The 26,264-nt window shown below is 41.6% G+C and carries 20 protein-coding genes; 7 read left to right on the plus strand and 13 right to left on the minus strand.

Annotated elements, in window-relative coordinates:
• The first annotated feature begins 250 nt into the window (after positions 1-250).
• Positions 251-1,021, plus strand: coding sequence for a DeoR/GlpR family DNA-binding transcription regulator (locus H5125_RS17900; RefSeq protein ID WP_182744923.1), 771 nt, complete (start codon positions 251-253; stop codon positions 1,019-1,021).
• Positions 1,022-1,058: 37 nt separating this feature from the next.
• On the plus strand, positions 1,059-2,888 hold the full coding sequence (gene glmS / locus H5125_RS17905) for a glutamine--fructose-6-phosphate transaminase (isomerizing) (protein ID WP_101087342.1): 1,830 nt from the start codon (positions 1,059-1,061) through the stop codon (positions 2,886-2,888).
• Between the two features lie 427 nt (positions 2,889-3,315).
• On the opposite strand, the gene H5125_RS17910 is transcribed toward glmS, so the two are convergent.
• Entirely contained in the window at positions 3,316-3,813 is a 498-nt protein-coding gene (locus tag H5125_RS17910; RefSeq protein WP_101087341.1) for a fasciclin domain-containing protein, read from the minus strand.
• A 172-nt stretch (positions 3,814-3,985) separates the two neighbouring features.
• Here H5125_RS17910 and H5125_RS17915 point away from each other — a divergent pair, with 172 nt between their 5' ends.
• Positions 3,986-4,267 carry a DUF805 domain-containing protein gene (locus tag H5125_RS17915; protein WP_182744924.1) on the plus strand — a complete coding sequence of 94 codons (282 nt, stop codon included), beginning with the start codon at positions 3,986-3,988 and terminating at the stop codon, positions 4,265-4,267.
• Between the two features lie 165 nt (positions 4,268-4,432).
• Here the strand turns inward: H5125_RS17915 and H5125_RS17920 are convergent, their stop codons facing one another.
• Both H5125_RS17920 and H5125_RS17925 read right to left on the minus strand, forming a co-directional pair.
• On the minus strand, positions 4,433-5,626 hold the full coding sequence (locus tag H5125_RS17920) for a class I SAM-dependent rRNA methyltransferase (protein ID WP_101087339.1): 1,194 nt from the start codon (positions 5,624-5,626) through the stop codon (positions 4,433-4,435).
• Positions 5,627-6,125: 499 nt separating this feature from the next.
• Positions 6,126-6,791, minus strand: coding sequence for a methyltransferase (locus H5125_RS17925; RefSeq protein WP_101087338.1), 666 nt, complete (start codon positions 6,789-6,791; stop codon positions 6,126-6,128).
• 548 nt (positions 6,792-7,339) lie between these two features.
• Between H5125_RS17925 and H5125_RS17930 the strand changes: the two genes are divergently transcribed.
• The 3 genes from H5125_RS17930 to H5125_RS17940 all read left to right on the plus strand — a co-directional run bounded on the left by H5125_RS17930 (position 7,340) and on the right by H5125_RS17940 (position 9,960).
• Positions 7,340-8,515, plus strand: coding sequence for a porin (locus H5125_RS17930; RefSeq protein ID WP_101087337.1), 1,176 nt, complete (start codon positions 7,340-7,342; stop codon positions 8,513-8,515).
• 114 nt (positions 8,516-8,629) lie between these two features.
• A complete protein-coding gene (locus H5125_RS17935; protein WP_101087336.1) occupies positions 8,630-9,160 on the plus strand; it encodes an FMN-binding protein in 531 nt (176 codons plus the stop codon).
• Between the two features lie 11 nt (positions 9,161-9,171).
• Entirely contained in the window at positions 9,172-9,960 is a 789-nt protein-coding gene (locus tag H5125_RS17940) for a PepSY-associated TM helix domain-containing protein (protein ID WP_242445162.1), read from the plus strand.
• Between the two features lie 18 nt (positions 9,961-9,978).
• On the opposite strand, the gene H5125_RS17945 is transcribed toward H5125_RS17940, so the two are convergent.
• The 8 genes from H5125_RS17945 to H5125_RS17980 all read right to left on the minus strand — a co-directional run bounded on the left by H5125_RS17945 (position 9,979) and on the right by H5125_RS17980 (position 22,532).
• The gene (locus H5125_RS17945; protein ID WP_101087334.1) at positions 9,979-11,580 is read right to left on the minus strand and encodes a methyl-accepting chemotaxis protein; all 1,602 of its coding nucleotides are present in this window, start codon (positions 11,578-11,580) and stop codon (positions 9,979-9,981) included.
• A 213-nt stretch (positions 11,581-11,793) separates the two neighbouring features.
• Complete coding sequence (locus tag H5125_RS17950; RefSeq protein WP_101087333.1) at positions 11,794-13,245, minus strand: SLC5 family protein; 1,452 nt, start codon at positions 13,243-13,245, stop codon at positions 11,794-11,796.
• Positions 13,246-13,280: 35 nt separating this feature from the next.
• Positions 13,281-14,045, minus strand: a complete 765-nt coding sequence (locus H5125_RS17955; RefSeq protein WP_182744925.1) for a SapC family protein — start codon at positions 14,043-14,045, stop codon at positions 13,281-13,283.
• 9 nt (positions 14,046-14,054) lie between these two features.
• On the minus strand, positions 14,055-15,578 hold the full coding sequence (locus tag H5125_RS17960; RefSeq protein ID WP_162024230.1) for a tryptophan halogenase family protein: 1,524 nt from the start codon (positions 15,576-15,578) through the stop codon (positions 14,055-14,057).
• 130 nt (positions 15,579-15,708) lie between these two features.
• Entirely contained in the window at positions 15,709-18,474 is a 2,766-nt protein-coding gene (locus tag H5125_RS17965; RefSeq protein ID WP_182744926.1) for a TonB-dependent receptor, read from the minus strand.
• A gap of 369 nt (positions 18,475-18,843) precedes the next feature.
• The gene (locus H5125_RS17970; protein WP_182744927.1) at positions 18,844-20,208 is read right to left on the minus strand and encodes an acetylhydrolase; all 1,365 of its coding nucleotides are present in this window, start codon (positions 20,206-20,208) and stop codon (positions 18,844-18,846) included.
• A gap of 124 nt (positions 20,209-20,332) precedes the next feature.
• Entirely contained in the window at positions 20,333-21,487 is a 1,155-nt protein-coding gene (gene galK, locus H5125_RS17975) for a galactokinase (protein WP_182744928.1), read from the minus strand.
• Positions 21,480-22,532: a UDP-glucose--hexose-1-phosphate uridylyltransferase gene (locus tag H5125_RS17980; protein WP_101087327.1), complete on the minus strand. Its 1,053-nt coding sequence runs from the start codon at positions 22,530-22,532 to the stop codon at positions 21,480-21,482. The genes galK and H5125_RS17980 overlap by 8 nt, the downstream gene beginning before the upstream one ends.
• Before the next feature lie 252 nt (positions 22,533-22,784).
• Here H5125_RS17980 and glpD point away from each other — a divergent pair, with 252 nt between their 5' ends.
• Entirely contained in the window at positions 22,785-24,308 is a 1,524-nt protein-coding gene (gene glpD, locus H5125_RS17985) for a glycerol-3-phosphate dehydrogenase (protein WP_182744929.1), read from the plus strand.
• Positions 24,309-24,381: 73 nt separating this feature from the next.
• Here glpD and H5125_RS17990 read toward each other — a convergent pair whose 3' ends face one another.
• Both H5125_RS17990 and H5125_RS17995 read right to left on the minus strand, forming a co-directional pair.
• Entirely contained in the window at positions 24,382-25,308 is a 927-nt protein-coding gene (locus H5125_RS17990; protein ID WP_182744930.1) for an SMP-30/gluconolactonase/LRE family protein, read from the minus strand.
• Positions 25,301-26,263, minus strand: coding sequence for a 2-dehydro-3-deoxygalactonokinase (locus H5125_RS17995; RefSeq protein WP_182744931.1), 963 nt, complete (start codon positions 26,261-26,263; stop codon positions 25,301-25,303). The genes H5125_RS17990 and H5125_RS17995 overlap by 8 nt, the downstream gene beginning before the upstream one ends.
• Position 26,264 lies beyond the last annotated feature (1 nt).

The following is a 26,264-nucleotide window of genomic DNA, read 5'->3' on the forward strand; positions in this document are numbered from 1 at the left end:
CCGATATAAAACACTTTATCCTTCCAGATAAAAGAAAGCACCGAACGTATCCACGCTCAGTGCTCTATATACCTAGCCGTTATCCACTTAAATATAAACAGTAATGCTTATCCGAATAGCATTACTGCATATGTCAGAGGCTTTTTTTGTACTTTTATTTCAATTTTTGAGCGATAAGATCTAGATAAAGTTTCATTTGGTGCTAAAATATCTTTCGTTTCGAAATGTATATGAAAGATAGTTAATTTAAATGACTAAACGTAACACCCAGCAACGTCGCCATTCGATTATTAAATTGGTTAATGAACAAGGCGAAGTCAGTGTCGATGAGCTAGCAAATCTATTTGCCACTTCAGAAGTCACTATTCGCAAAGACTTAGCCATGCTTGAAACTCATGGGCTATTGTTACGACGTTATGGTGGGGCTGTGCCTGTACCTCAAGAAATGACTCAAATTACCAATGAAAAACTGTCTTTAAACAAGCAAGCTATTGCAGCTAAAGCCGCTGAGCTTATTCGTGATCATAACCGAATTATTATTGACAGCGGCAGTACGACTTCAGGTCTTGTGCAACAGCTAAATGACAAGCGCGGCTTGGTGGTGATGACTAATTCATTGCAATTGGCAAACGCCATTCATGAACTTGAAAATGAGCCGACATTATTGATGACCGGTGGCACCTGGGACCCTCACTCAGAGTCTTTTCAGGGCCAAGTGGCAGAGCAAGTATTACGTTCATATAACTTTGACCAACTTTTTATCGGTGCCGACGGCATCGATCTCGATCGTGGCACCACCACATTTAACGAACTAACCGGCTTAAGCAAAGTGATGGCTGAAATGTCTCGTGAAGTCGTGGTGTTATTAGAGTCGACTAAAATTGGCCGGCGGATCCCTAATCTAGAATTACCTTGGGATGTGGTTAATGTCTTAGTTACCGACGACAACATCACCCAAGAAGCCGTTAAAACTATTTCAGCGCATGGCGTCAGAGTCATACTCGCGCCATACACTAAGTAAACAAAATTAAATTGAAACAGTAAAGGAAACAACTAACATGTGTGGAATCGTAGGCGCAGTGGCGCAAAGGGATGTTGCAGAAATTTTAGTAGAGGGCTTACGTCGTCTAGAATACCGTGGTTATGACTCAGCTGGCATTGCTGTTATCCATCAAGGTGAGTTAAGCCGTACTCGCCGCGTTGGTAAAGTACAAGAGTTGTCGTCTGCACTTGATGCCGCACCGTTAAGCGGCGGCACCGGTATTGCCCATACTCGTTGGGCAACTCATGGTGAGCCAAGCGAACGCAATGCACACCCACATTTATCTGAAGGTGATATTGCCGTTGTTCATAACGGTATTATTGAAAATCACGGTAAATTGCGCCAGATGTTAAAAGGTTTAGGTTATGTATTTTCATCAGACACCGATACCGAAGTTATTTGTCACCTTGTTCATCATGAACTAAAGACAGCAGCGACATTATTAGTGGCAGTGCAAGCGACAGTAAAACAGCTTGAAGGTGCCTATGGTACAGTTGTTATCGACCGTCGTGATAGCGAACGTATGGTTGTTGCCCGTAGCGGAAGCCCATTAGTGATTGGTTACGGCTTAGGTGAAAACTTTGTTGCCTCAGATCAATTAGCATTACTACCTGTAACACGTTCATTTGCCTTTTTAGAAGAAGGTGACGTTGCTGAAATTACGCGTCGTGAAGTTAACATTTTTGACGTTAATGGCAACGCAGTTCAGCGCGAAATGAAAGAGTCTGAAGTGACTCATGATGCCGGTGACAAAGGTGAATACCGTCACTACATGCTGAAAGAGATTTACGAGCAACCAACCGCCATTGCACATACTCTAGAAGGTCGTATTGCGGGGGGTAAGGTTTTAGATTCAGCTTTTGGTGAAAATGCTGCTGAATTTTTAAAAGACATTAAACACGTGCAAATTATTGCCTGCGGTACCAGTTATCATGCAGGTATGGCCGCGCGTTACTGGTTAGAAGATTGGGCTGGCGTATCATGTAATGTCGAAATTGCATCTGAGTTCCGCTACCGCAAATCGCACCTGTTCCCAAATAGCTTGTTAGTGACTATTTCACAGTCTGGTGAAACAGCTGATACTTTAGCGGCAATGCGCCTAGCAAAAGAAATGGGCTACAAAGCCACCTTAACTATTTGTAACTCAGCTGGTTCATCGTTAGTACGTGAATCTGACATGGCTTACATGATGAAAGCTGGCGTAGAAATTGGTGTTGCATCAACTAAAGCCTTTACCGTTCAACTAGCTGGCTTGTTAATGTTAACAACGGTTATTGGCCGTCATAATGGCATGTCTAGCGACATGGAAGCGGCTATTACTCAAAGCTTGTTATCAATGCCAGCTAAAGTGGAACAAGCGCTTGGCTTAAATGATGCAATTGCAGAATTAGCAGAAGACTTTGCCGACAAACAACATGCATTATTCTTAGGCCGTGGTGATCAATACCCCATCGCGATGGAAGGGGCATTAAAGCTAAAAGAGATTTCATATATTCACGCAGAAGCTTACGCATCTGGTGAGTTAAAGCACGGTCCATTAGCTTTGATTGATGCCGATATGCCAGTTATCGTGGTTGCGCCAAACAATGAATTACTCGAAAAGCTTAAATCGAACGTTGAAGAAGTGCGTGCTCGTGGCGGACTAATGTATGTGTTTGCCGATGTTGATGCTGAGTTTGAATCAGACGACACCATGAAAGTTATCCAGGTACCACATTGTGATCAGTTCATGGCACCGTTAATTTACACTATTCCATTACAGTTATTGTCATATCATGTGGCATTAATTAAAGGTACTGATGTAGACCAACCACGCAATTTAGCTAAGTCAGTTACAGTTGAATAAAATTTTGATTTAATTGTTAATTTTAATAAAAACGGTTTCTTAGGAAGCCGTTTTTATTGGGTGAAATAATATTATAGCGTAATGGGATAATTGACCATTAATAGTCTGGTTGTTAAATCTGTCTATTTCGATAGGGGCATTTTATTCCCGACGAAGATTATCGCCGCCCCAGTTTTAAATGGGGTTTAGCTAATTAAAGATACTATTGGAGTCGTTGAAGGCTATTGAGGATTGTTTAAATATGGCTATTAAGCTGTATCGGCAGCCAGTTAACTACGTCACAAGCAAGGTATTATCAAAGCATTGATTGGTTACTATTGTGTGCTGGCTTAAATAGTTCAGCACAACAGAATAGGGGGCATGGAATGTATCCTATGCCCCCGACAGTGATTAATTGCTTAGTAATTGCTTAGTAATTGCTTAGTAATTAGTTAGGTAGTAGCACTGTGTCAATCACGTGGATGACACCGTTGCTAGCGTTAACATCTGTCATGATAACTTTTGCATTGTTTACCATCACATTACCGTCTTTTACTTCAATGGTAACTGTTTGTCCTTCAACTGTTGTTGCGCTATCTAGCTTAACTACATCAGCAGCTAACACTTTGCCAGCTACAACATGATAAGTTAATACCGCGACAAGCTTATCTTTGTTCTCTGGTTTTAGTAGCATTTCTACAGTGCCTTCAGGCAACTTTGCAAATGCATCATCTGTTGGTGCAAATACCGTAAATGGACCTTCACCTTTCAGCGTTTCAACAAGTCCTGCCGCTTTAACTGCAGCTACGAGAGTGGTAAACGAGCCATTTTCAACCGCTACATCAACAATGTCTTTTTTCATACCATGATGTTCGGCATAAGAAACAGATGAGAACGCTAAACTAGCCACTACAAGAGTCAGTATCGTAGATATTTTCTTTAACATTTTATCTTCCTTTTAGGTGTGTACCATTTTGAGTTCAGCATTAGTTACGCAGTAGTTAATCAACTAGATCAATTTTGTTTAAATGAACTTGTGAGATGACGTTGTGTGCACTTAGGGGGTCAATATCACTAAAATAAGTCTAATTGCATAAAGCTGACAGGAAGATATAACGATGGTGATATTTATCATGGATTTTTTTCGGGTCGACATTCTGAATATTGTCTTAGCTGTACTTGGTTTAGATACCATTTCAGCGATAGTGAGTCTTGCGCTATTAGTTCCAAGTCTTAGTATTGCAGCTAGAAGGTTACATGACACTGGCCGCTCTGGCTGGTGGCAATTAATACTATTAATCCCAATTATTGGTTTAATTGTTCTGATTGTTTTCTTAGCTCAAGACAGCCATGATGTAAATGATTACGGTGTTAACCTTAAGTTGGGTGTTCCAACATAAAACCGATCAAGATATCGTGAGGCGGCTAATACTCATGTTGACTTAAAGGCGTTTTGATTGCGTGACTGATATTATCGGCATAAGACTTCGTAGAGCTTACAGCTATTTTACCCAACAAAAAGGGAACAGATACTGTTCCCTTTTTGATTTGGTCAAACTTAGCTATTACCAAACACGAGCGACGAGTCCTTTCAGGTAATAACCTTCAGGGAATGCGCTGCTAATTGGGTGATCGCTGGCTTGGTGCATGCGTTCAATAAATTGCACTTCACGCTTAGCATCAAGTGCGGCATCGGCAACCACTTTTTGGAATAGGTCTGACTGCATTAAGCCTGAACACGAGAACGTCAGTAATATTCCACCTGGATTAAGTAATTGCATAGCAATCATATTGATGTCTTTATAACCGCGACATGCGCCATCGAGTTGCGACTTATTGTCGGCAAACTTAGGCGGGTCTAAAACAATAACATCAAAGGTTTTACCTTCATCTCGGTACTGGCGTAGTAATTTGAATACGTCAGCTTCGTTATAGCTTACATGGTCATCATTAAGGTTATTAATGGCCATATTATCGCGAGCAGTTTGTAGGGCTAAGGTTGATACATCGACGTTTTCAATACTCGCAGCGCCTGCTTTGGCGGCATATAAGCCAAAAGTACCGGTGTAACAGAAACAGTTAAGTACTGACTTACCTTTGACGAAACGAGCCGCCATAGCACGGTTGTCACGCTGATCCAGATAGAAACCTGTTTTATGACCTTTAACAACATCGACGGCAATCTTAATACCGTTTTCTTCGATGATGACGGGCATAGCAGGTAACTCCCCGTGTAGTAATCCTACAACCGGAGTCAGGCCTTCTTTCTTTCTAGAGTCGACATCTGAGCGCTCATAGACAGCGCAGTCCGGATATTGAAGAACCAGTTGCTCAACGATAGTGTCGCGCCATTTTTCAGCACCAGTGCTTAACAGTTGGCAAACCAATACGTTGGCATAACGGTCTATGGTAATACCGGGTAAACCGTCCGATTCAGCGGCGATTAAGCGATAACCCGTTAGACCTTGTTCGCGAATCAAATCATCACGTCCTGCTTGGGCTCTTTTTATGCGTCGGGCGAAGAAGTCGGCATCGATAGTTTCGTCTTTGTCGAAAGTCCATATCCGCACTTGGATTTGAGATTCTGGCGACCAGGCACCGCGTCCGAGCCAATGCCCGTCGTGCGCCACTACTTCAACAGTGTCACCAGCTTGCGGTTTTCCGCCATTGACGTTGTGAATTCCATTGGAAAATATCCAAGGGTGGCGACGCTCTAATGAACGTTCGCGGCCAGGTTTAAGTTTAATTCTGATAGCCATGGTATTGCCTAATGTAAAGTATAAAAGGGGTAAAAAGAGTTATCGCGCATCTAATAACGATGCCATATAAGCCTAATCGAAATTGAATATAGGCTTGGGGTAATGCCTCAATAATTGAGTGCATTAGCCAGGGGGCGACAAAATGGGATCATAGCCTGTTTTGAGCCTAAAAACCTGACAAATAATTAAATGGTTGGCTTAGTATGGTGTGGTTAATGTCTATTCTGGCGGTTGAGTCGGTAATTATTGCTTATTCCATCCAGCATTAAAGGTATTTTGTTGCGTTATAGCGAGGTTAAACGGTGCTGGTGGTTGATGCACAATCAAATATGCCTACAGACTTGTGATGATGTTTTTAGATCGAGTGATTAACGTGATGCTTTTGCTAACCGTCAAACACAACGCCACAAGCATTCGGTAGCAATTATACCAAGCGTTGCTGAATCGCAGTATTTGAACACACTGATTACTCGTACTCGATAATGGCAATAATACTTGATTAGGTAACGATATTACCACGTGAAAAAACCAGAATGTAGCCTTTAAAGGGTAGAGCTAAATAGTCGGTGTGTATTGGTTTAAAATGGCTGCTGATGAAACCGAACTCAGCTAATTTTACACTGAGTTTATTCTTTCTACCTCTACCGGGGTCTACAATGATGACGTCACATTTTTTACTGGCATGGTTTTTAATAAAATAAGCCAATAACTGCACATGCTCATCTTCATAGAGTAAATCGCTGCCAATGATGACGTCAAAAAGTCCCAGCTTACTGGTGTCATTGGCCCAATCTACTTGCTCAAAAGCAATGTTTTTACCATTGTTGAGTTTTGTATTTCGGTTAAGGAACTGCTCAACTTCTGGGTGATAGTCGGTTGCGGTAATATCGGCATGTTTTTCGTTGAGGAGTAAGCTTGATAATGCGATTCCACAGCCTATTTCTAGAATTCTTTTACCTTCGGTTTTGTAATCCAACATATAGTTTGCCAGCACTAAGCTTGATGGCCATACAATGCCAAAAATAGGCCAGCTTGCAGAGGATATTCCGAGTTTTTCAGCAACACCTGTAGGGTCATAAAATTCTTGATTATTACGTAAGGTGCATAGATGAACATCTATGTCACCAAATTCAACGGTTTGGTAGCTTAAGCGAAGAGCTGTCATTGCGCCGTCTCAAAAATTGAGCGCTCAGCCAGCTATCGAGGACAAATAAATGACAAAACGAAGAGGTTTTAGTTAGGTTATAGCAGTTCGTTAGAAAGGCAATGTATTTAACTAACTGTTAGGTTTTGTTAGACTTAGATCTTTGTTAAAAGTATTATAGTATTGTATTTTTACCTGCTCGATGGAACTCAGTTGGATTAATGTTCTGTGCAGATATTAACTCATCTATAACTGATAATGTCGGCGCGAAAAGTTGGTTTTTACTCACTCCGGCACCAGATTAGCACCTCTATTTGTATTTCAATAAAACCCCGTTTCTACCAATTTATAACATCATTCTGGCCCGTCATCAGTGTTAACTCTTTTTATCAATATTTGTATCTGTTGTGACATTTCACTGTTATTTGTGATTGTTAATAATGTGACATGCGTATCACAAACTTAATGATAATGGTTTGCATTAACATGTTCGTTATGTATAATTCACGAAAATTTACATTGGTTTACACAACACAGTAGTTGTTTACATTGTCTAATCGGGATGAGATATGAAAAAAACGTTAATTGCTGCAACACTATTTAGTCTTTTGGCTAGCAATCAAGCTATGGCTTCTGACGAAACGACTGAACTACGTCAGATTATTGAGCAGCAGCAGAAAGTGCTTAAAGATCTTGAAAAGCGTCTTGAGCAAACTGAAAAGCGTGTAGAAACTACTGCAGATGTAGTAGAAGCGAGCGCATCAAGTAAGTCGGCTACCACTATTGGTGGTTATGGTGAATTACACTATAACAATATTAGCAATAACCAAACCGGTACCGACAAAAAAGAATTCGATTTTCACCGTTTTGTATTGTTTGTGGGTCATGAGTTTAACAGCACCACTCGTTTTTTCTCTGAACTAGAAGTTGAGCACTCAATTGCCGGTGAGAGTCAAAATGGCGAAGTTGAGCTAGAGCAAGCTTATATCGAGCACGATTTTAATGAGATGCTTACCGCTAAAGCAGGTTTATTCTTAATGCCAGTAGGTATTATCAACGAAACTCACGAACCAACGGTATTTTACGGTGTTGAGCGTAACCCGGTAGAAAAAGATATTATTCCTGCGACATGGTGGGAAGGTGGTTTAAACCTTAATATTAAAGCCGCTCCAGGTTTAGCTTTTGACACTGCAGTGACTTCTGGTTTGTATTTGGACGAAAGCTCAGGCTATAAAATCCGTAACGGTCGTCAAAAAGTATCTGAAGCGAAAGGCGAAGATTTAGCTTATACCGGCCGCGTAAAATATACTGCAGTACCGGGTTTAGAATTAGCTGCCACGGTTCAGTATCAGTCTGACTTAACTCAGGGGACTGCTGGTGTTGATAGCGCTTCTGCTACATTGTTAACAGCACACGCTATTTACAGCATTGAAAATTTCACTGTTAAGGCATTATTCGCCCAGTGGGATATTGATGGTAAAGAAGCTGAAGCATTAGGTCGCGATAAGCAAAATGGTTTCTATATTGAGCCTTCTTACCGCATTAATGAACAGTTTGGTGTGTTTGCTCGTTATAACGAGTGGGACAACAATGCGGGTGATAGTGCCGATACTAAGAAAAAACAAACCAACGTGGGTGTTAACTACTGGTTACACGAAAACGTAGTGTTTAAAGCTGATTACGAAAACATTGGTGGCGCTGCAGATTCAGACGGTTTCAACCTAGGTGTTGGTTACCAGTTCTAATTGCTGAGCATTCAGTAAAAGCACGCATCGATGAAACAGATTATCGGTAAAATTTTGGGTGCCAACAGTGTATATTGTCGGCACCCTTATTTTTGTTCTTGGCTAAGGATTGATATGCAGGCAATATTACGATCATATTTGATGTTATTTATGATGGGGTTAGCTGTTTATTTTTCGGCATTTAGCGCTGTAGCAACACAGTATCAGTCAAATGACGCCTTTATTAGCCAAGCATTTAATGGCAATGCTGGCGAGTCTAAAGTGTTGTGGTTAGATGATGATCTCAAACAAGCCGTAGAAGCTATTTTAGCCCATCGTTTTAATAAAATGCGTATGCGTTACTGGCTACACAATGATGAAACCGTTTGGATAATGGACGAAATAGGCAAGGAATCGCCGATTACGGTGGCTATTCATATTAAAGACCATCAAATTATGCGGACTAAAGTGCTAATTTATCGTGAAAGTCGCGGTGACGAGGTTCGTCATGATTTTTTTACAGACCAATTTAAGCTGGCCAAGTTAGATGACCAACATCAGCTTGATAAGCATATAGACGGGATTACTGGTGCAACATTATCAGTAAGAGCGTTAACTAAGTTATCGCGCATTGCATTGTTACTTCATGCGCATGTGGTGCAATAAACCACGTTTCAATTCTAGCGGATCATTTCAAGCAGGTTAGTGTGACAAAAACATCTCGACGTAACCGTTTTAGACTTAAGATTTTGCGAGCCCTTCGTCCTTGGCACCGTCGCTTAGGATTAGCGAGTGCGTTATTTATCTTATTGTTAGTGCTGACTGGCGTAGCGATAAATCACAGTGATGATTTTGGTTTAGACCAAGCACCGGTTACCCAGTCGTGGTTGCTTGATTATTATGGTATTGCTCCTCCTTCTCATGTTGCTCAGTTTGGTGTTGCACCTACTGCATTATATATTACCGATAATCTATTGTGGCAAAACCAACATATGATTTTAGAGTCCAATGCGACCTTAATTAGTGCCAGCTATGTCGGTAACATGCTGGTGGCCATAGATGCACAGCAACTGTATTTATTTAATGATCTTGGTCAGTTACAAGAAACTCAAAATGCCAGCACTGGACTTCCGTCTGGTTTGTTAGCGCTAGCGATTGTTGATGGCCGGGTGTGGTTAAATACTGAAAATGGTGTATTTCAAGCAGATGAGCAACTCATCGATTGGCAAGCTATTGCGCCGTTAACAGTACCTGTTTGGCTGAGTGAAAGTAAATTTGTGGATAAAGAGGTTGTTAATCTTGCGCGCAGCGCTAACTTACATTGGCAACGCGTAATGCTAGATCTGCATAGTGGTCGCTTATTTGGATCATTAACGGTTTGGCTGTGGGACTTATTCGCGCTAGCATTACTAATGGTATCTCTCAGCGGCTTTTGGATTTGGTTAAAACAAAAACCACCGAGATAATCTATTCAATTACCATTTTTAGCGTTCAAACTGATCGACTGTGTCGGTTAGCTTATCGGCTAAATTACTCAACTTATTACCTGCCTCGCTAATTTGATGATTCCCCTCAGATACAGATTCACCTAATAGCGTAAAGTCTTGTACTTTAAGCTTAACGGTATGAGCCTGCTGCTGTGATGCTTGTGCTAGCATGGCTGATTCTTGGCTTACTGTGGCAAGAGACAAAATAAGTTGGCGGCTCTGTTCAAGTGTTACTACTAACTGATTTGCTAATGATACTGAGTGTTGTGCTTTTTGTTGGTTGGATGCCATATTGTCGACCGCAGATTGAATTGAATCAACGATATTAGCGAGCATTTTATTTATTTCTACAGTTGAATTATGTGTGCGTAAGGCTAACGTTCTAACCTCATCTGCAACTACCGCAAAACCTCTTCCTGTTTCACCGGCTCTAGCCGCTTCAATAGCTGCGTTCAATGACAATAAATTAGTTTGTGAGGCGATATCGGCAATGGTTTTTACCACGGTAGCCACTTGTTTTCCTGAATTTTGCAGTGTGAGTAGCATGCTGGCAGTCGTTTCAATGTCTTGAGCTAATACGCTAATGCTGTCAGCTGTTTGTTTAACTTCTTTTTGCCCTTCAACCATGCTCTGCGCACCCTGTTGAGCAGAATCTGATGCACTTTGTGAATGTTCGACACTTTGCTCCATTTGCTGCTCAAGTTGCGACATCACATCTACTAAACTCACAATAGTGTGTTGAAGCTCATCCACAGAGGCTGATGATTTACCTGTTGTGTTACTTAACTGGGCAACGGTTTGGCTAATACTGGCGATGGCGTCATGTACTTCATTCATTCCTAAACGGAATACGTTAATTAAGCCATTAACACTGGTGGCCACATTACTAATTTCAACAATGCATTCATCAGACAGTTTGGCTTTTAAATTACGATTTTGCGCAATGCGGGTGAGGTCGTTTGACAGTTGCTGTATAGGAGTGGCTATTTGTTTTTGTGCTGCTAAGTAGGCCCCAACAGCAACAACCAACATGAGTCCAACTAATACAAAAATGAGCATAGTATTGTAGCCAAGTTCGCTTTGAATGTTCATTGCATTTTGGTTGGCTTGAGTCGAAATTTCTTCGGCGAGAATGTCTAGACGATCTTTTAGATCGTTAGCACTATCATTTAATGTACCTAAATGATTGCGGGCATTGTCCCAATCTACCGATGATTTACTCATGGTGTTTTCAAGTGCCGATAACGCCGCGTTAAGCGCGTCAATTTGCGGCATTAATTGGGTAGATGTTACGGTATTTAATTGTTGATACTGCTCGTTAAGACTTTTTTCTAGTTGAACTTTATTCTGGTTAAACTCTGTAACGTCGATGGTTGTACCGTATAAAGAATAACCCATTAATACCAGTTCTTTGGCAAGACTTTGTACCCGTGTAATGCTGTTAAGCGCAGGTAATGTGCCATCGACAAACCCGCCAACTTCTTGTTTTACGGTTTGGTTGCTGTTATTGAGTAAAACCGCCGCCACTAGAGTCATGAATAAAATAGCTGCATAGCCTAGTAGAATACGAGCTTTGATAGTATTAAAAGCGTTAAACATGGGTTAATACCTTAATCGGGTCATTTTTTGATCTCAGTGTAACTAAGACCGGAGACAAGAGAAGTTATATTCATTTTTTTCTAATGCTAATCATATCGGCACAGTACTAATATTCTTGATTAGTAAGGCCTAAATTATCATTAATTTAGATTTTTAGGGTAAAAAAAAGAGCGAACATTTTGTCAATGTTCGCTCCGGTATCGATGTTACCTACTAAGCCGTTTCTATCTCGTCGCCTTTGGCAAATTGAATCGTGTTGCCAAACACAAAGCGGTTTGAGACTAACGCAAAGGTGATGCAGGCGGCTAATGTGACTGGCATTAAGTGAATGTAGTGCCAGCTTGAATAGAATGGGGAAAATTCAAATGTTAGTGAGGCATATAGCATTACTCCAAATATAACCGCACCGATCCCCGCTCTGGCATCTATATTTTTAAACACTAAGCCTACAATAAATATCGACAGAATAGGCATGCTGAGTAAACCATTTAACTGTTGTAATAAGTTGATGATACTTTCGGCTTGTTGATAAATAGGCACTAATGCAAGAGTTAAAATACTGAGTAATAATGTAACCCAACCGCTTAAGCGCACCACGTTAGGGTCTTTTTTAATATAGGCTTCGTGAATGTCACACACATACAGCGCCGTCGCTGAGTTTAGTAAACTGTTGTATGTCGATAATACTGCCGCAGCCATTGCGGCGGCAAATACACCCGTTAACCACGTTGGCATGAGGTCACCTACAATTCGCCCGTATGCAGCGTCACCAATATCACCATACAGTTTGTATGACACAATCCCAGGAATAACCACGATAGCCGGTACGATTAGAATACGAATACCTGCTGCAGCAAATACGCCTTTTTGAGCTTCTTTTAGTGTGGGTGCGGCCATGGCACGTTGAGTAATGGTTTGGTTGGTACCCCAATAGAACATTTGGATGAAAATCATTCCGGTTAGTAGTGTGTGCCAAGGTAAAGGCGAATCATCACCACCAATGAAGGTGAGTCGTTCTACCGGAATATCAGATAAGTCATAATTAATCGCATTTAGGGCTAGATACACCACAAAAATGGCCATGCCCAGTAATAATACTCCAGAGTAGGTGTCTGATACGGCTACCGCGCGTAACCCTCCGAAGAAAGCATAAACTGCGCCTAGCGTCGCAAATGCAACAGCAATATACATAAGTGGAATGTCGACATTAAACATGGTCTGCATAAACAGAGAGCCTGAATAAATCACTGCTGGCATGTAGATAAAAGCATTACCTAAAAAGAATATAGACCCAATAACGGCTCGTATATGCTTGTTATTATATCTTTTTTCCAACAACTCAGTTGTGGTGGTACAGTTATACTTGTAATAAACGGGTAAGAATAATTTAGCCAGAATAATCAGGCCAATCACAGCAGAGAACTCCCACCATGCTAGCAGTGCCATTTGGTTACCGTTCATGCCCACCAGCTGATCAGTACTTAAATTTGTTAGGGTGATAGACCCTGCCACAAACACCCAACTTAAGCCGCCCCCAGCGAGAAAATATTCTTTATTTTGTGTGCTTTGTTGACGGTTGCTGCCACGACATTTTATGTACGTTAATAACCCAATCATTGCCGTTACAATGGTAAATACGGATATTTGAATAATATTTTCAGACATTATTGTTCCCTTTCCCAAGTTTTTATTGGGTATTGTTATGCCGTAGCTGAATTTTTACTGACTTCTAATTTGATGCTTTTTATTGGGTTCAAGCCTGGGGTTTTATTGTGCTTTTTGATCAGCGCATTGAGTTGAAATAATGACATTAGCATGGCTTGTAATGGCGCAAGATAACCTTTCTGGTGTAGCTCAAAGAGTGCTTCTTGGCTGAGGGCTTGTAGTTTGTCTTCATCAATAGTGAATAAACCCGATAAACTAGGTGTTGAGCCATCTTGATACTGGATTAAAATACTAATTGGGCGTAGCAGGCCAAGTTGGCTAATATGCTGATTAAATGCTTGGGTCTGGAGATCATTGTTAATGTCAGATTCAAGCAAAGCTTTTACTCTAGATAAATGCAGCGATGTTTTGCCGTTGGTTTCAAAAATGGCTTGTCCTGTTGTGGCAGAAAACACCCCATGTTGTTCGTCAATACCAATGGTGTAACGTTGTGGGTCGTCAGGTGACATCATCAAAAAAAATGGAAAAGTTTGCATGTTAGTTGGCGTGTGTAGCGCGGTCCACTTACCTTGTTCGACAAATAGGTTGCTACCTTGCTCGAAGCTAGTAAATGCCGTTAATACCCATTGACCATTGTTACCATCACGGACATAAACAATTGGCATACTGCAAGCCGTTTGGCTGACTTCAGATACCCGCAGGTTCATGATGTTTTGTTGATGAGCAAATTGGATGGCGCTGTCGTTTGCTAATCGTAAGTTTTGGTGCTGTTGAGGCGTTAATTCTGTTAGTTTTTTCATATTTTTATTCTATTGTTGAGAATGAGTTAACCATTGTTCAATGAAGTCTCGATGAGGCGGCAATGTATTGAGCATCTGCTGCGTAAGCTGAACATTACGGTTAAGTATCTGAGTGGCTTGGGCTTGTTGTTGGTATAAGTGCGCATGTTGAGAATAGTCAGGGCTGAAACCCATACCATAAAGTACATATTGATAACTTGCGGCTGGAAATAACTCATTTGGGCCATTGAAGTCTTTGCTGGTGGGGCCTCGATAAGCCCAAATGCTTAAGTCTTCTTGTAAGCTCTGTGGAATAGAGTCGGGATGACAATGTGCTTGCCAATAGGGTTCGGGTCTTTTCGTCAGCATGTAATGTAGTTTTAAAAAATCAACAATACGTCCCCAGCGATATTCCATTTGTTGGTTAAACCGTTTGGCCGTTAATGCCATGATGGTATCGTTAACCGGTAGGTTATCGGCAATGTAGCGTGCAGATATTTCGACTAGCATAATCGCAGTGGCTTCTAGTGGTTCAACAAATCCTGCCGCCATACCAACAGCAACACAATTTTTTTGCCAATAGCGTTCACGATGACCACTTTGATAGCTGATTTTTTTTACGCTTAAACCTTCGGCTTGGGGGCCAATATAACGGCGTAAATTGGCTTCAGCCTGTTCGTCGGTCATATAACGACTTGAATACACATGACCGACACCGCGGCGATGTGTTAAGCCAATATCCCAAATCCAACCTGAGTCCTGCGCCGTGGCGATGGTGTGCGATGCAATCGGGCTATGCTGATCTGTATAGGGCACTTGCATTGCAATGGCGCGGTCGTTAAATAGCACATGATCCAGTTTAACAAACGGCACATTAAGCGTTTTACCCAGTAATAAAGATGCAAAACCGCTGCAATCGATAAATAAATCACCGTCAATTGAACCTTGGTCAGCAAGTGAAATATGGCTGATGTTACCTTGGCTATCGACATGGGCTTGTTCTACTGTTCCGATGACATGCTCTACTGCTAGCTTGGCTTTACAATGCTGTTTTAATAAGTCGGCAAAGGCGCCAGCATCAAGATGGTAAGCATAATTGCAGCTGCCTTGATATTCGCCTTCTGCCATGCTGCGAGGAGCAAGGCCTGACTCACAAATAGCATGTTGGAAGTTGGTGTGTTCGGCATAGTCTTTGATGTTGTCGATATAAGGTGCTAAGTCGATACGACCATAACCTAATGGAACCGTAAATGGATGGTAGTAAAAGTCGCCATTTCCATGGACCCAGTTAACAAACTTGCCGCCTTGTTTAAACGTGGCGTGACAAGCCTTAAAGACTTCGCTTTCGCTTAAACCTATTTGTTGTAAGGTATTTTTCATGGTTGGCCAAGTACCTTCACCAACACCGACCGTGGGAATGTCTGATGATTCCACTAAAATAATTGTTAAGTCATTACCTGTCTGGCTTTTATGGTGCGATGCAATGATAGCTGCGGTTAACCAACCCGCTGTACCTCCACCCACAATGATTATTTTTTTAACTGCTTTTGCCATTGGGTTAACATCCTATTTGCAATGAAATGTGCTTAATTACCGGCGTAGTTAAACACTATCACAAGGTGTGTTTTATATATCATAAACAAAAAAGACAGGTGCTAAGCACCTGTCTTTTATTACTTATAATTTAAAACTTGCCTCTAACGCCTAGAGAATAGCGCGATCCGTTATCTTCAACCGAATAAATTTGGTTGGCGAAACGACCTGTTTGAACGAGCTCTTCTTCAGTGATGTTAATGCCTTCAACAAACACCGATACATGTTCAGTGATGTCATAGCTGGCGCTAATATCCCACTGGCCAAACGTTTCGGTATTGATTGGTTCACCATTAAAACCATTGTCTAGCTGACGTAAGAAGCCTTCGCGGTTGTTAAATGCAACACGGGCTTGGAAGTTATCTTGCTCATAGAACACGATTAAGTTTTGTGAATTACCTAAACCTTCAAGTGCGAAACTTTGAGTGCTGTTAGCATCTACTGTCACATTGCTATCAACCACAGTCGCGTTGGCGGTAACACCAAAGCCGTTGTCGAAGATATGAGTTAAGGCAACTTCATAACCAGTAATACGTGCTGATTCACCGTTACGAGGGCGGGTTACAGTGTACTGTTCTGACTGACCATTTAACTCTTCTGTTGTGCCAACAACTGGGTCAGAACATAAGTCTGAGTTAGCCGTGCTACAGTTAAAGTCTGGGCCAGTTCGGTCAGTCATTTGGTAAGTTTCATCACCCGTTAACGTCACGATAAAGTCGTCAACTTCTTTACTGAAAAATGCAAAGCTGAAGATGCTGGCGTCATCGTAATACCACTCGTAAGAGATATCCCAGTTTTCAGAACGGAACGGTTCAAGTGATGGATTACCACCGCTAGCTGTTAAGTTCTGACGACGTGGTTCGTTAAAGTTAGTCGCTGGAGATAGCTGTGACATAGTTGGACGGGTTAACGAGTCATACATGGCAAAACGTAGCACCATGTCGTCTTGTAGGTCTAACTTCACGTTTACGCTTGGCAACAAGTTTGAGTAAGTTGTGCCTTGAGTAATATTTGTCGCTGGACCGTATATGTTTTGGAACAATGTCGCATCACTGGTTGGTACTACGTCAGAAATATAACTCTGTACGGCACTGACTTCTACATCAGTCGTTGAGTAACGAGCCCCTAAATCAACCGTTAATGGCATATCACCTACGTCATACACAAACGTGAAGTTCATGTATAAGCTGCTGACATCTTCATTAATGGTATAGCGATTGTTTTGCAGTGTTGGGGTGATTGGATAACCTTCAGCGGCTAAATAATCGACCATAGCATCACCATCATAGGTGTAGAAGGTGTCGATTAAACCAGAGAAATAGTTATTCGCAGTATAGGGTCTGAAGTTAATGGCTTCATTGGGTGCAGGAGTACCATAACCACAGAATTGACACTGACTACCAAAAATCTGGTAACTGGATTTTTCACGCTCTTGACGGTAAACACCAAATTTCGCTTTCGTGAACACCAATGAATCAGGTGAATATTCGAAATCAGCTTTAAACTCAGTAATTTCATCTTCGTCAGTAAATTGATTACCTTTTTCGTTATAATGTAAACGAGAAAGGCCGGCATCAGGTAAGTTGCCATTTTCAAAACCACCATGGATAACGGTAGGGGTTCCACCCGTGCCATCAAATTCATAGCTGTTGGTCATACCGACAACGTTGAAACGGTCGCGGCCAGCACGATCGTTTTCAGCATTTGAGTTTGAAACATCAAAGTTAACTTTTAATTGGTCTGTAATATCCCATTTAACATTTAAGCCGACACCGCTGTTTGTCACGTCGCGAGAGTTGCGAGTGTGCGACACAAAGTCAGTTGCTGGGTCGCCACTGCCTTGATGTAAACCCACATCTTGGCTAAAGGTTAATAAGGTGCCTGTTGCTGGGTCTATAGTGGCATTGCCAACGCGGTCTGGCTCAAACCATGATGCTAAATCGGTAACTTCAGAATCCACTTCAAATTTTGAAATAAAACCATCCAAGGTAATGCTGACGTCGTCAGACGGAGCATACTGGAATACTAAGCTACCGTTAGTACGAGTTCGGTCCTGTTGATCAACGATTTGGTCCCAGTTACGTGGAATATAAGCATTAGTAAACAACACGCCATCACGTGAATTGGAAATAGTTTGACCACCACGCCAACCGGCGGTGTTGATTTGGTTAATTTGAACTTGGCGCTCTTGATGGCTTACGGCAAGTAATACACCCATAGTTTCATCATTGAAGGTGTTACTGATCAAACCTGAGATAGAAGGTGAAATTTCTTCTGAAAGACTTTCATACATTCCTTTCACAGAACCGACAAGTTGGAAGCCTGAATAATCAAACGGACGCGCGGTAGTGACGTCGACCGTACCGCCTATACCACCTTCTTGCATGCTGGCACTGCTGGTTTTATAGACGTTAGCACCCGTAATTTGGTCAGCGGCTAAGATGTCGAAATTAAACTCACGACCAGCGCTATCTGTCGCTAATTGACGACCGTTAACCAATACTGTATTGAATTGTGGGCCAAAGCCACGAACCGTTACTGCCTGACCTTCACCACCACTTCGGTCAATCGATACACCAGTAATACGTTGTAATGATTCGGCTACGTTTAAATCTGGAAACTTACCTAAATCTTCGGCTGAAATACCATCCGACACAACCGAAGCAGATTTCTTATCGGCCATTGAATTTTTTAAACTGCTGCGTATCCCCTTTACAGCAATAACTTCTATTGTTTGTTCATTAGCTTGAGTTTCTGCTTCTGCTGCAGAGACGCCGTTAACACTTCCTAATGCCCCAGCAATGGCAAGTGCTATCGTTGTCCTCTTACCAAAAGTTGTGATTCCTTTTGTCGACATTTTTCTTCCCCCAGTTGATGTTGTTGCTTTTTTATAAAATCTTTATTTTTAATTAAAGCTTATTTATCTTATAAATATATTAATTGAGCTTAAATATCAACCTTTTCTTAACAAGTATGGTGTAATTTAATGATGAATTTTTAGACTAATCACTGACATCATGGTGATATACATTGCAATAAATAGTACCAAAACCTAAGGTTGTAAATGAATTTAGTCTTTGTAATTTAAAGATATTGCTGTCATCGCTCAATGTTTATTCAGACAGTAATCAGACTGTATTTTTTGTGTTTATTACACTTTGGTATAGTTCATTTCTTGTAAAAAAAAACAGTCTGATAACAATCAAAACAATTTCAAAATGGTTATTTATTGCGGTGCAGATTTCATATCCCATGACATGCCTGTGGCATAGCGGTGGGCAAAACCTTTCCAGGCTGTCGTTGGATTGCCTTGTTGATCTTGCTCATTAGACTGAGCGCTTAATTGTAGGTATGAACACTTATCTTGTTGATTTTTAACATGGCAATCCATCATAGCTAATGCAAAGTGTTTATTGATGGTATTAAGCTGTGTCGTATTCCAGGCGGGTTCAAAATAGTGGCCTAAATCTATTTCATTTTGGTAAGCCACTTTAGGTGCTGGATGTGGGGCAATATTATGGCGAGCATTATGATAGGTGAGCATATAGGTATGTTCACCGCCAGTTTGCTGGTATAGCGATTGAATGCTTTTATAACCAGAAATATCATCAAGATCGCCAGCAACATACAGTGTTGGGACGGTTATTTTTGCTAATGCTACTGGGTCAAATAGTTGATGATTGCCTCCCCAGGGGGCCATAGCAATCATGGCTTTCCATTTAGGATCTACCGTTACAGGGGCTGTTTGGCCACCAGCACAGGTGTTGAGTAAAGTAATGGCACCATTGATAACATTTTGGTCTTTGCTGCCGGTAAAGGTAGCGGCAGTTTGTGGGTTAAATTGATAACAGCCGCCCACAGTGTTGACCGCACCATAGCCGCCCATTGAATAGCCAATTAAGCCTGATCGTTTCGTGTCGATAATGCGACTGACAAAATTGTCGCTGCCGGTAAAATAATCAAGGGCAAATTGTTGATCACGCGAACGATTTAATAATGTGCTAAAAAAACCGCTAAACGGAGCATTAACCATATCGACATCAGCATTAGTCGAGTCGGTGTGATCCAGTGCCGCAACAATATATCCGTGTGACGCTAGATGCTCAGCTAAGTAAAACATAATGGTGCGATAGCCAGTATAACCATGGGATAACACGATGAGTGGAAATGGCTGATCCGTTAATGCGGCCACTTCTGCGTCACGAGTGGCATTGCCTTGCAGTGAAAATGGTAATCCTAAACGGGTTTCATCATTATAAACGGCATTTAATACTGCCGGTTGGTTTTGCTTGGTCGCGGCAGTTTTGTTACTTGGGTACCACACCTCAATGTTGAGTTTTCGGTCTTCAGCTATTTGGGTTTTGGGATTAAATTGATTTTTATGAATCAAGTTAACAGTTTTAACACCGACTTGATAAAGCCCTGTTTGCGCTAGCTCTGGCAACGCTTCCTTTGGCAGTGTGTTGGGGTAAAGCTGTTCGGCGACTAGAATGGTATTTTTTGTGTCACTGTCTGTTGCGTTTGCGGCAATGGCGCTTGAGTGGGTGCCTAAACATAACAACGCGATAGAAATAAGTGATTTGGTCATCATTCATGCTGTCCTTTTCAGTAATGCATGCTCTTCAGCATGGGCTGTAGTACTTGGTCATTTTTATTATGTAATGTGGGCGGGTCCTCAACCCACATCATTTTTTGTTATCGACTCATTTACAGAGTTACTGCGGAAACGTTTCTACGGTTAATCCTTTGCCTGCGGTGCAAACATAAATGTCCGCTTGCAAATTAAACTGCGCAAAATAGTGTTGCTCAACCGCTTGCTGAATAGCGGCTACGTCTTCATTACGGCATAAACACACTATCGCGCCGCCAAATCCACCACCGGTCATGCGTACGGCGCCTCTGTCTGCTAAAGCTTGTTGGCAAATTTGCACTAAACCATCGGTGGCAGGTACGGTCACTTCAAAGTCATGCTTTAACGATTGATGTGATGCGGTCATTAAAATGCGCAGTTGTTCGATGTTATTACTGGCTAAGGCTTTGGTTGCGGCAATGACGCGGGCATTTTCGGTGATCACATGGTGAGCTCGGGAGAATTCATTTGCGCTCATTTGTGGCTTAGTTTGCATTAACAACGCTAAGTCAGCATCGCGCAGGGTGGTTAAGCCCATTTTACTGGCGGCTTGCTCGCAGTCGATACGGCGTTGGTTGTATTCGCTGTCGACTAACTTTCTAGGGTAGTTAGAGTTAACAATAACAATCGATAAGTCTGTTGGAATGGTCACCGATTTTGTGTGTAAATTTTGGCAATCGATTAATAACGCTTGGTCTTGTTGACCTTTAGCTGAAATTAACTGGTCCATTATGCCGCACTGGCAATCCATAAAATCATTCTCGGCTTGTTGACCGAATAAGGCGATTTGCTCTTCGGTTAAATTTAGGCCGCAAACATGATTAAACATCCCTGCAATCGCCACTTCTAGTGCCGCCGAAGATGACAAACCACTGCCTTGTGGCACATTACTTTCAATTAATAGATCAACACCTTGTAGCTGGTGGCCAGCACGGTTAAGCACAAATGCAACCGCACGGATGTAGTTGCCCCATTGTGATTGACCAGCACTAATTGGTTGATTAACGTCAAAGCTTTCTTGTTCATTCGGATACATGGTTGATAGTACATTAACCGTGTTGTCATTTCGTATATGGTAAAAAACTTGAGTGCGGAAAGTGAGTGCGCAAGGTAATACGAAACCTTGATTGTAGTCGGTGAATTCACCAATTAAATTAACCCTACCAGGAGCACTAACTACCCCTTGTGGTAATGATGAAAACTGCTGCTGATAGAATGCCTGTAGCGCGTCGTTATTCATTATTGTTTCCTTGAGAGTAATGGATGTCGCTGGCATTTTGTAAAATTTTTGCAGCTGTTTCTGGGCTTAAATCGCGTTGACTTTCGGCGAGCATCTCGTAGCCGACCATGTGTTTTTTTACGGTGGCTGAGCGTAATAGTGGTGGATAAAAATGGCCATGTAAGCGCCAGTGGCTATTGTCGTCAAGTTTGCTTGGTGCACTGTGCCAACCCATTGAGTACGGGAAGCTACAATTAAACACATTGTCGTATCGGGTGGTGAGTATCTTAATCGCTTGGGCTAAAGCAGTTGATTGCACATCGGTTAGCTCACCAAAATGGCGTACATCATCTTTGCATACGAGTAAGGTTTCAAAAGGCCATGCAGCCCAAAATGGTACAACCACAAGCCAGTGGTCATTTTGATAAACAACTCGCTCACCGTCGGCAATTTCATGTTTAACATAATCGCCGAGCAAATTGCCGCCATGATGTTGTTGGTAGTTACGCTGGTTGTCTTCTTCTAATTGTATTTCGGTCGATAAATGATTGTGGGCCCATACTTGTCCGTGGGGATGAGGTTGTGAACACCCCATGACTTCACCTTTGTTTTCAAAAATGTGTACACATGCATACTGAGCAGATAATTCGATGTAGTTCAGTTTCCAGGTATTAACTACATCATTGATCTCAGCCACGGATAATTCTGGTAAGGTTTTATTGTGCTTAGGTGAGAAACAAATCACTCGGCATTCACCCGTAGCCTGCTCTATTTCAAATAATGGATTGTCATGATTGAGCGCGGCGGAATGTTCGGTCACTTGTGACGTTAGTGCGCCAAAGTCGTTAGTAAACACAAAGGTTTTATCATAAGCAGGATTGATACTGTCGTTTGCACGATGATTGCCGGGGCATAAAGGGCATGTGTTATCGTACTCTGGTAAATTCGAAGGGGCATTTTTTTCTGTCGCACCTAACCAAGGACGATTATTTCGATGTGGCGACACTAGCACCCAATTACCTGTTAACGGATTTTTTCGTCTGTGGGTAAATTCAAACTGACTCATGGCAATCCCTTTCATCTATATGTGTCTGGAGCAATAACCAGAAAATGCATATTATTATCTCAATTGTACTGTTGATAAATGCTGCAAATTTAATTTATATGATAAATACTACTATTAAGTATTTTATTTAACAAGATGTAATCAATTTCGACAAGATCTTTCTAATTCAGCTTGTCAATTGACCGTCTGTCACTCTATGATGTTGCTAATATATATTATTTATCATATTTATTTTAGTGGTGGGATACGTAAATGGAAGCCGATAGAGAAATTGTTGATGTTGTCGTGATTGGTGGCGGCATAAACGGTGTTGGAATAGCGGCCGATGCAGTGGGGCGTGGTTTACGTGTCTTGCTGTGTGAACAGAATGACTTAGCGTCTGCAACCTCATCAAATAGCAGTAAACTGATCCATGGTGGACTTCGGTATTTAGAACATTATGAGTTCCGTTTGGTTAAAGAAGCATTAGCAGAGCGTGAAGTGTTGCTTAAAAAAGCCCCTCATTTGATCACTCCGTTGACATTTAGGCTTCCCCATCAGTCTCATTTACGTCCAGCGTGGATGATCCGTCTTGGGTTATTTTTATATGACAATTTAGCATCACGCGTCACTCTGAATGCGTCTAAAAAAATTAACTTCACACAAGATAGCCCATTAAAACCTGAAATTACTCAAGGGTTTGAATATTCTGATGCTTGGGTCGATGACTCTCGTTTAGTGGTATTAAATGCCCTTGCAGCGAAAGAATTAGGGGCACAGATTTGTACTCAAACCCGCTGTATTAGTGCCGAACGCGACAATGGTATCTGGAAGCTCACCTTACAACATCAAGGGGACAAGTCATTACGTCAGGTGCATGCAAAAAGTATTGTTAACGCTTCTGGACCTTGGGTGTCGAGCTTATTTTCAAATGTATTAAAGCAGCCTTCACCACAAAAAATTCGTTTAGTAAAAGGTAGCCATATTGTGGTGCCTAAAATCCATCAACAGCCACACGCTTATATTTTGCAAAATGTCGATCAGCGGATTGTGTTTGTGATCCCATTTGAAGATGACTTTTCTCTGATTGGTACCACAGATGTTGATTTTACCGGCGACCCTAAAGATGTGCGTATCGACCAGCAAGAAATTGATTATCTGATTAGCATTACCAATCACTATTTTAAAAGCACCATTAGCGAACAAGATATTGTGCATACGTTCTCAGGGGTGAGACCATTAATGGATGACGAGTCAGATTCGGCGCAGTCGGTGACCCGTGATTACACCTTTATTGTCGACGCCCCTAAAGATAAGGCGCCGCTATTGTCAGTGTTTGGCGGCAAAATTACGACATATCGAAAACTGGCCGAAGCGGCAGTCAATCGATTAAAACCTTTCCATCCTCAAATGGGTAAACCTTGGACAGCAACTCAAACGCTACCTGGTGGTGATTTTACTGATTTAGGTGATCTTAACCGGATTTATCAGCAACAATATCCTTGGATAAATACACGATCTATTAATCGTTTATTACGAACTTACGGAACCCGTACCCAATCCATTTTAAATGATGCTGCGAGCAGCGAGGCATTGGGGATTGATTTTGGTCATGGTTTATATCAAGCGGAAGTCGATTATGTTATTGCCAATGAATGGGCCAGTTGCAGTGCAGATATTTTATGGCGACGGACTAAGCTAGGTTTGCATTTTACTGAGGAACAACAGCAAGTACTGAGTGATTATGTCGCCAGTAAACAGGAAGTTGCACCGGCAGTTGTTTCTGATGTGAGTTAACCTTAACGTGTTAACACTAGCACCCAAAATGATAAAAAGTTTTTGGGTGTGTTTTATCTGCCATTGCTGTGATTTATGCTTGGTTGATATTGATACGACAAGGTGTGTCGACGATCCCAGTAACGTGATGTAACTGATAAATAAACACGTTACCCGATAATGGATAATCAACGAGTTGCTGTTGAGTCAGTTCAATGCGTGATGTTGTCACAATTAACCAATCTAAATTTGGGCCACCAATGGCGACACTAGAGGGTTGTACAGCAGGTAAGATTAACTTTTCGACGATATGACCATCTGGATGATAACGTACCACGCTATGATCGCCCCATTGGGCATTCCACATAAAGCCATGCGCATCAATAGTTGAACCATCAGGAAATACATGATCTTCGGTGGTCGCAAACAAGGTTTTATCCATTAATGTTTTGTGTGTTGGGTTATAGCGATATTGATGGATGCAATGTTTTTCAGAGTCTGCGTGATACATAATGTTACCGTCAGGGCTCCAACACAAACCATTAGAGATCAAAATATCTTCAATGGTTTTATGGCATTCACCGTGGTTATCTATCCGGTACAAGTTGCCTTGTTGATGTTGATCATGACGGGTTTCAACCATGGTTCCCGCCCAAAAATGTCCACTGCGATCGGTGCGGCCATCATTAAAACGGTTACCTTTCTGTGCAACTTCAGGTTGGCTAAGCCATGTTAATGCATGTGTATCGAGATGATACAGTGCAAAACCTTGCTCAAAGGCGACAATTAACTGAAATGTTTGCTGTTCTGCTAAAAACGCAAAGCTGCCAATACGATAGGGTAAACTGTATTGATCGTGCAGCTGAGTCTCGACACTATATTTGTGAATTTTTCCTTGTATGATATCGATCCAATAAATGGCTTGTTGTTGTGGGTGCCATAAAGCATTTTCACCCAAATCATTTTGTGATGGGATAACCTGTATAAGCTCACCGATGCTCTGGGTTAGTGTATTATTCATCTGTCGAATGATGTGCGTGTTGGTACACAACATTAAATCCTGCCAATGTCGCGTCTGTAACATCCCATAATGTTGTGTTGATATTACAGTGATGTAATACTTCAACAAAACATTGGCTTAAGTGAGGTGGACCAATAATCGCCACTGATTCTAATTCTGTTAATTGCCACTCTTGCGCGCTGATAGCTGCGCGAACATCACTTCCTATCAATAGTCCTGATAAATACGCATGTGCTTGTTTGGTTGAGAAATCCTCAAAAAGCTGTTTACTGCGGACGCTATATAATCCGTGATAAAAATTATCGTTAGTAGATGACAAGATAAAATCAGCACCTTCAATAAATGCGCCAAAATCAAATTCTAAATCTGATACTTTTTCTTGGATCAATACGCTGTTAGATGACAATAGGTCATACAGTTCACCGGTTAGCGCTGTTTTGAATAAAATGACTTTACCTTCTTCAATTAGCACCCATTTAGTATGGGTTCCAGGCAAGCATACAAGATGTCGACCAACTAGATGCTGTGGAGCCATCGCAAGCCAGCCCAGTAAATGAAATTCTTCTCCACGCATCGAGTCATGGAGTTGGTTATAAAGCTGGCAACTTAATCCTGGGAATATGGTGACTTGATGACCTTGACTGTCAAAGCGCGCCCCGGCAGAGATCACCTCTTGGGGCGAAATAGGACAAGCAAGATATTGGGTTTCTTTCCAGCCAATGCTTGAACCTATTTGACCTATCATCAATATAGGTAGTTTTCCAAAACGATTAGCCCAAGGCGCAATACTGTCCATTAGTGTGGTTTCAAAATCAGTTTGAATTTTCTTCACGCCGACATTATTGGCTTGTTCAAGCACTATTAATGGTTTACCGACTTCGGCTAAACATAGATAAGCACGTAAATGGCTTGTGCCCCAATCGACAGCAATAAAATGTTGATTTTTAGCAAGCAAG

Origin of the sequence: Shewanella sp. SR44-4 (assembly GCF_014163715.1) — a bacterium.
GTDB lineage: Bacteria > Pseudomonadota > Gammaproteobacteria > Enterobacterales > Shewanellaceae > Shewanella.

Coding starts and splice junctions, on each gene's coding strand:
- H5125_RS17900 (WP_182744923.1), top strand. CDS start 251: ATGACTAAACGTAACACCCAGCAACGTCGCCATTCGATTATTAAATTG.
- glmS (WP_101087342.1), top strand. CDS start 1,059: ATGTGTGGAATCGTAGGCGCAGTGGCGCAAAGGGATGTTGCAGAAATT.
- H5125_RS17910 (WP_101087341.1), bottom strand. CDS start 3,813: ATGTTAAAGAAAATATCTACGATACTGACTCTTGTAGTGGCTAGTTTA.
- H5125_RS17915 (WP_182744924.1), top strand. CDS start 3,986: ATGGTGATATTTATCATGGATTTTTTTCGGGTCGACATTCTGAATATT.
- H5125_RS17920 (WP_101087339.1), bottom strand. CDS start 5,626: ATGGCTATCAGAATTAAACTTAAACCTGGCCGCGAACGTTCATTAGAG.
- H5125_RS17925 (WP_101087338.1), bottom strand. CDS start 6,791: ATGACAGCTCTTCGCTTAAGCTACCAAACCGTTGAATTTGGTGACATA.
- H5125_RS17930 (WP_101087337.1), top strand. CDS start 7,340: ATGAAAAAAACGTTAATTGCTGCAACACTATTTAGTCTTTTGGCTAGC.
- H5125_RS17935 (WP_101087336.1), top strand. CDS start 8,630: ATGCAGGCAATATTACGATCATATTTGATGTTATTTATGATGGGGTTA.
- H5125_RS17945 (WP_101087334.1), bottom strand. CDS start 11,580: ATGTTTAACGCTTTTAATACTATCAAAGCTCGTATTCTACTAGGCTAT.
- H5125_RS17950 (WP_101087333.1), bottom strand. CDS start 13,245: ATGTCTGAAAATATTATTCAAATATCCGTATTTACCATTGTAACGGCA.
- H5125_RS17955 (WP_182744925.1), bottom strand. CDS start 14,045: ATGAAAAAACTAACAGAATTAACGCCTCAACAGCACCAAAACTTACGA.
- H5125_RS17960 (WP_162024230.1), bottom strand. CDS start 15,578: ATGGCAAAAGCAGTTAAAAAAATAATCATTGTGGGTGGAGGTACAGCG.
- H5125_RS17965 (WP_182744926.1), bottom strand. CDS start 18,474: ATGTCGACAAAAGGAATCACAACTTTTGGTAAGAGGACAACGATAGCA.
- H5125_RS17970 (WP_182744927.1), bottom strand. CDS start 20,208: ATGATGACCAAATCACTTATTTCTATCGCGTTGTTATGTTTAGGCACC.
- galK (WP_182744928.1), bottom strand. CDS start 21,487: ATGAATAACGACGCGCTACAGGCATTCTATCAGCAGCAGTTTTCATCA.
- H5125_RS17980 (WP_101087327.1), bottom strand. CDS start 22,532: ATGAGTCAGTTTGAATTTACCCACAGACGAAAAAATCCGTTAACAGGT.
- glpD (WP_182744929.1), top strand. CDS start 22,785: ATGGAAGCCGATAGAGAAATTGTTGATGTTGTCGTGATTGGTGGCGGC.
- H5125_RS17990 (WP_182744930.1), bottom strand. CDS start 25,308: ATGAATAATACACTAACCCAGAGCATCGGTGAGCTTATACAGGTTATC.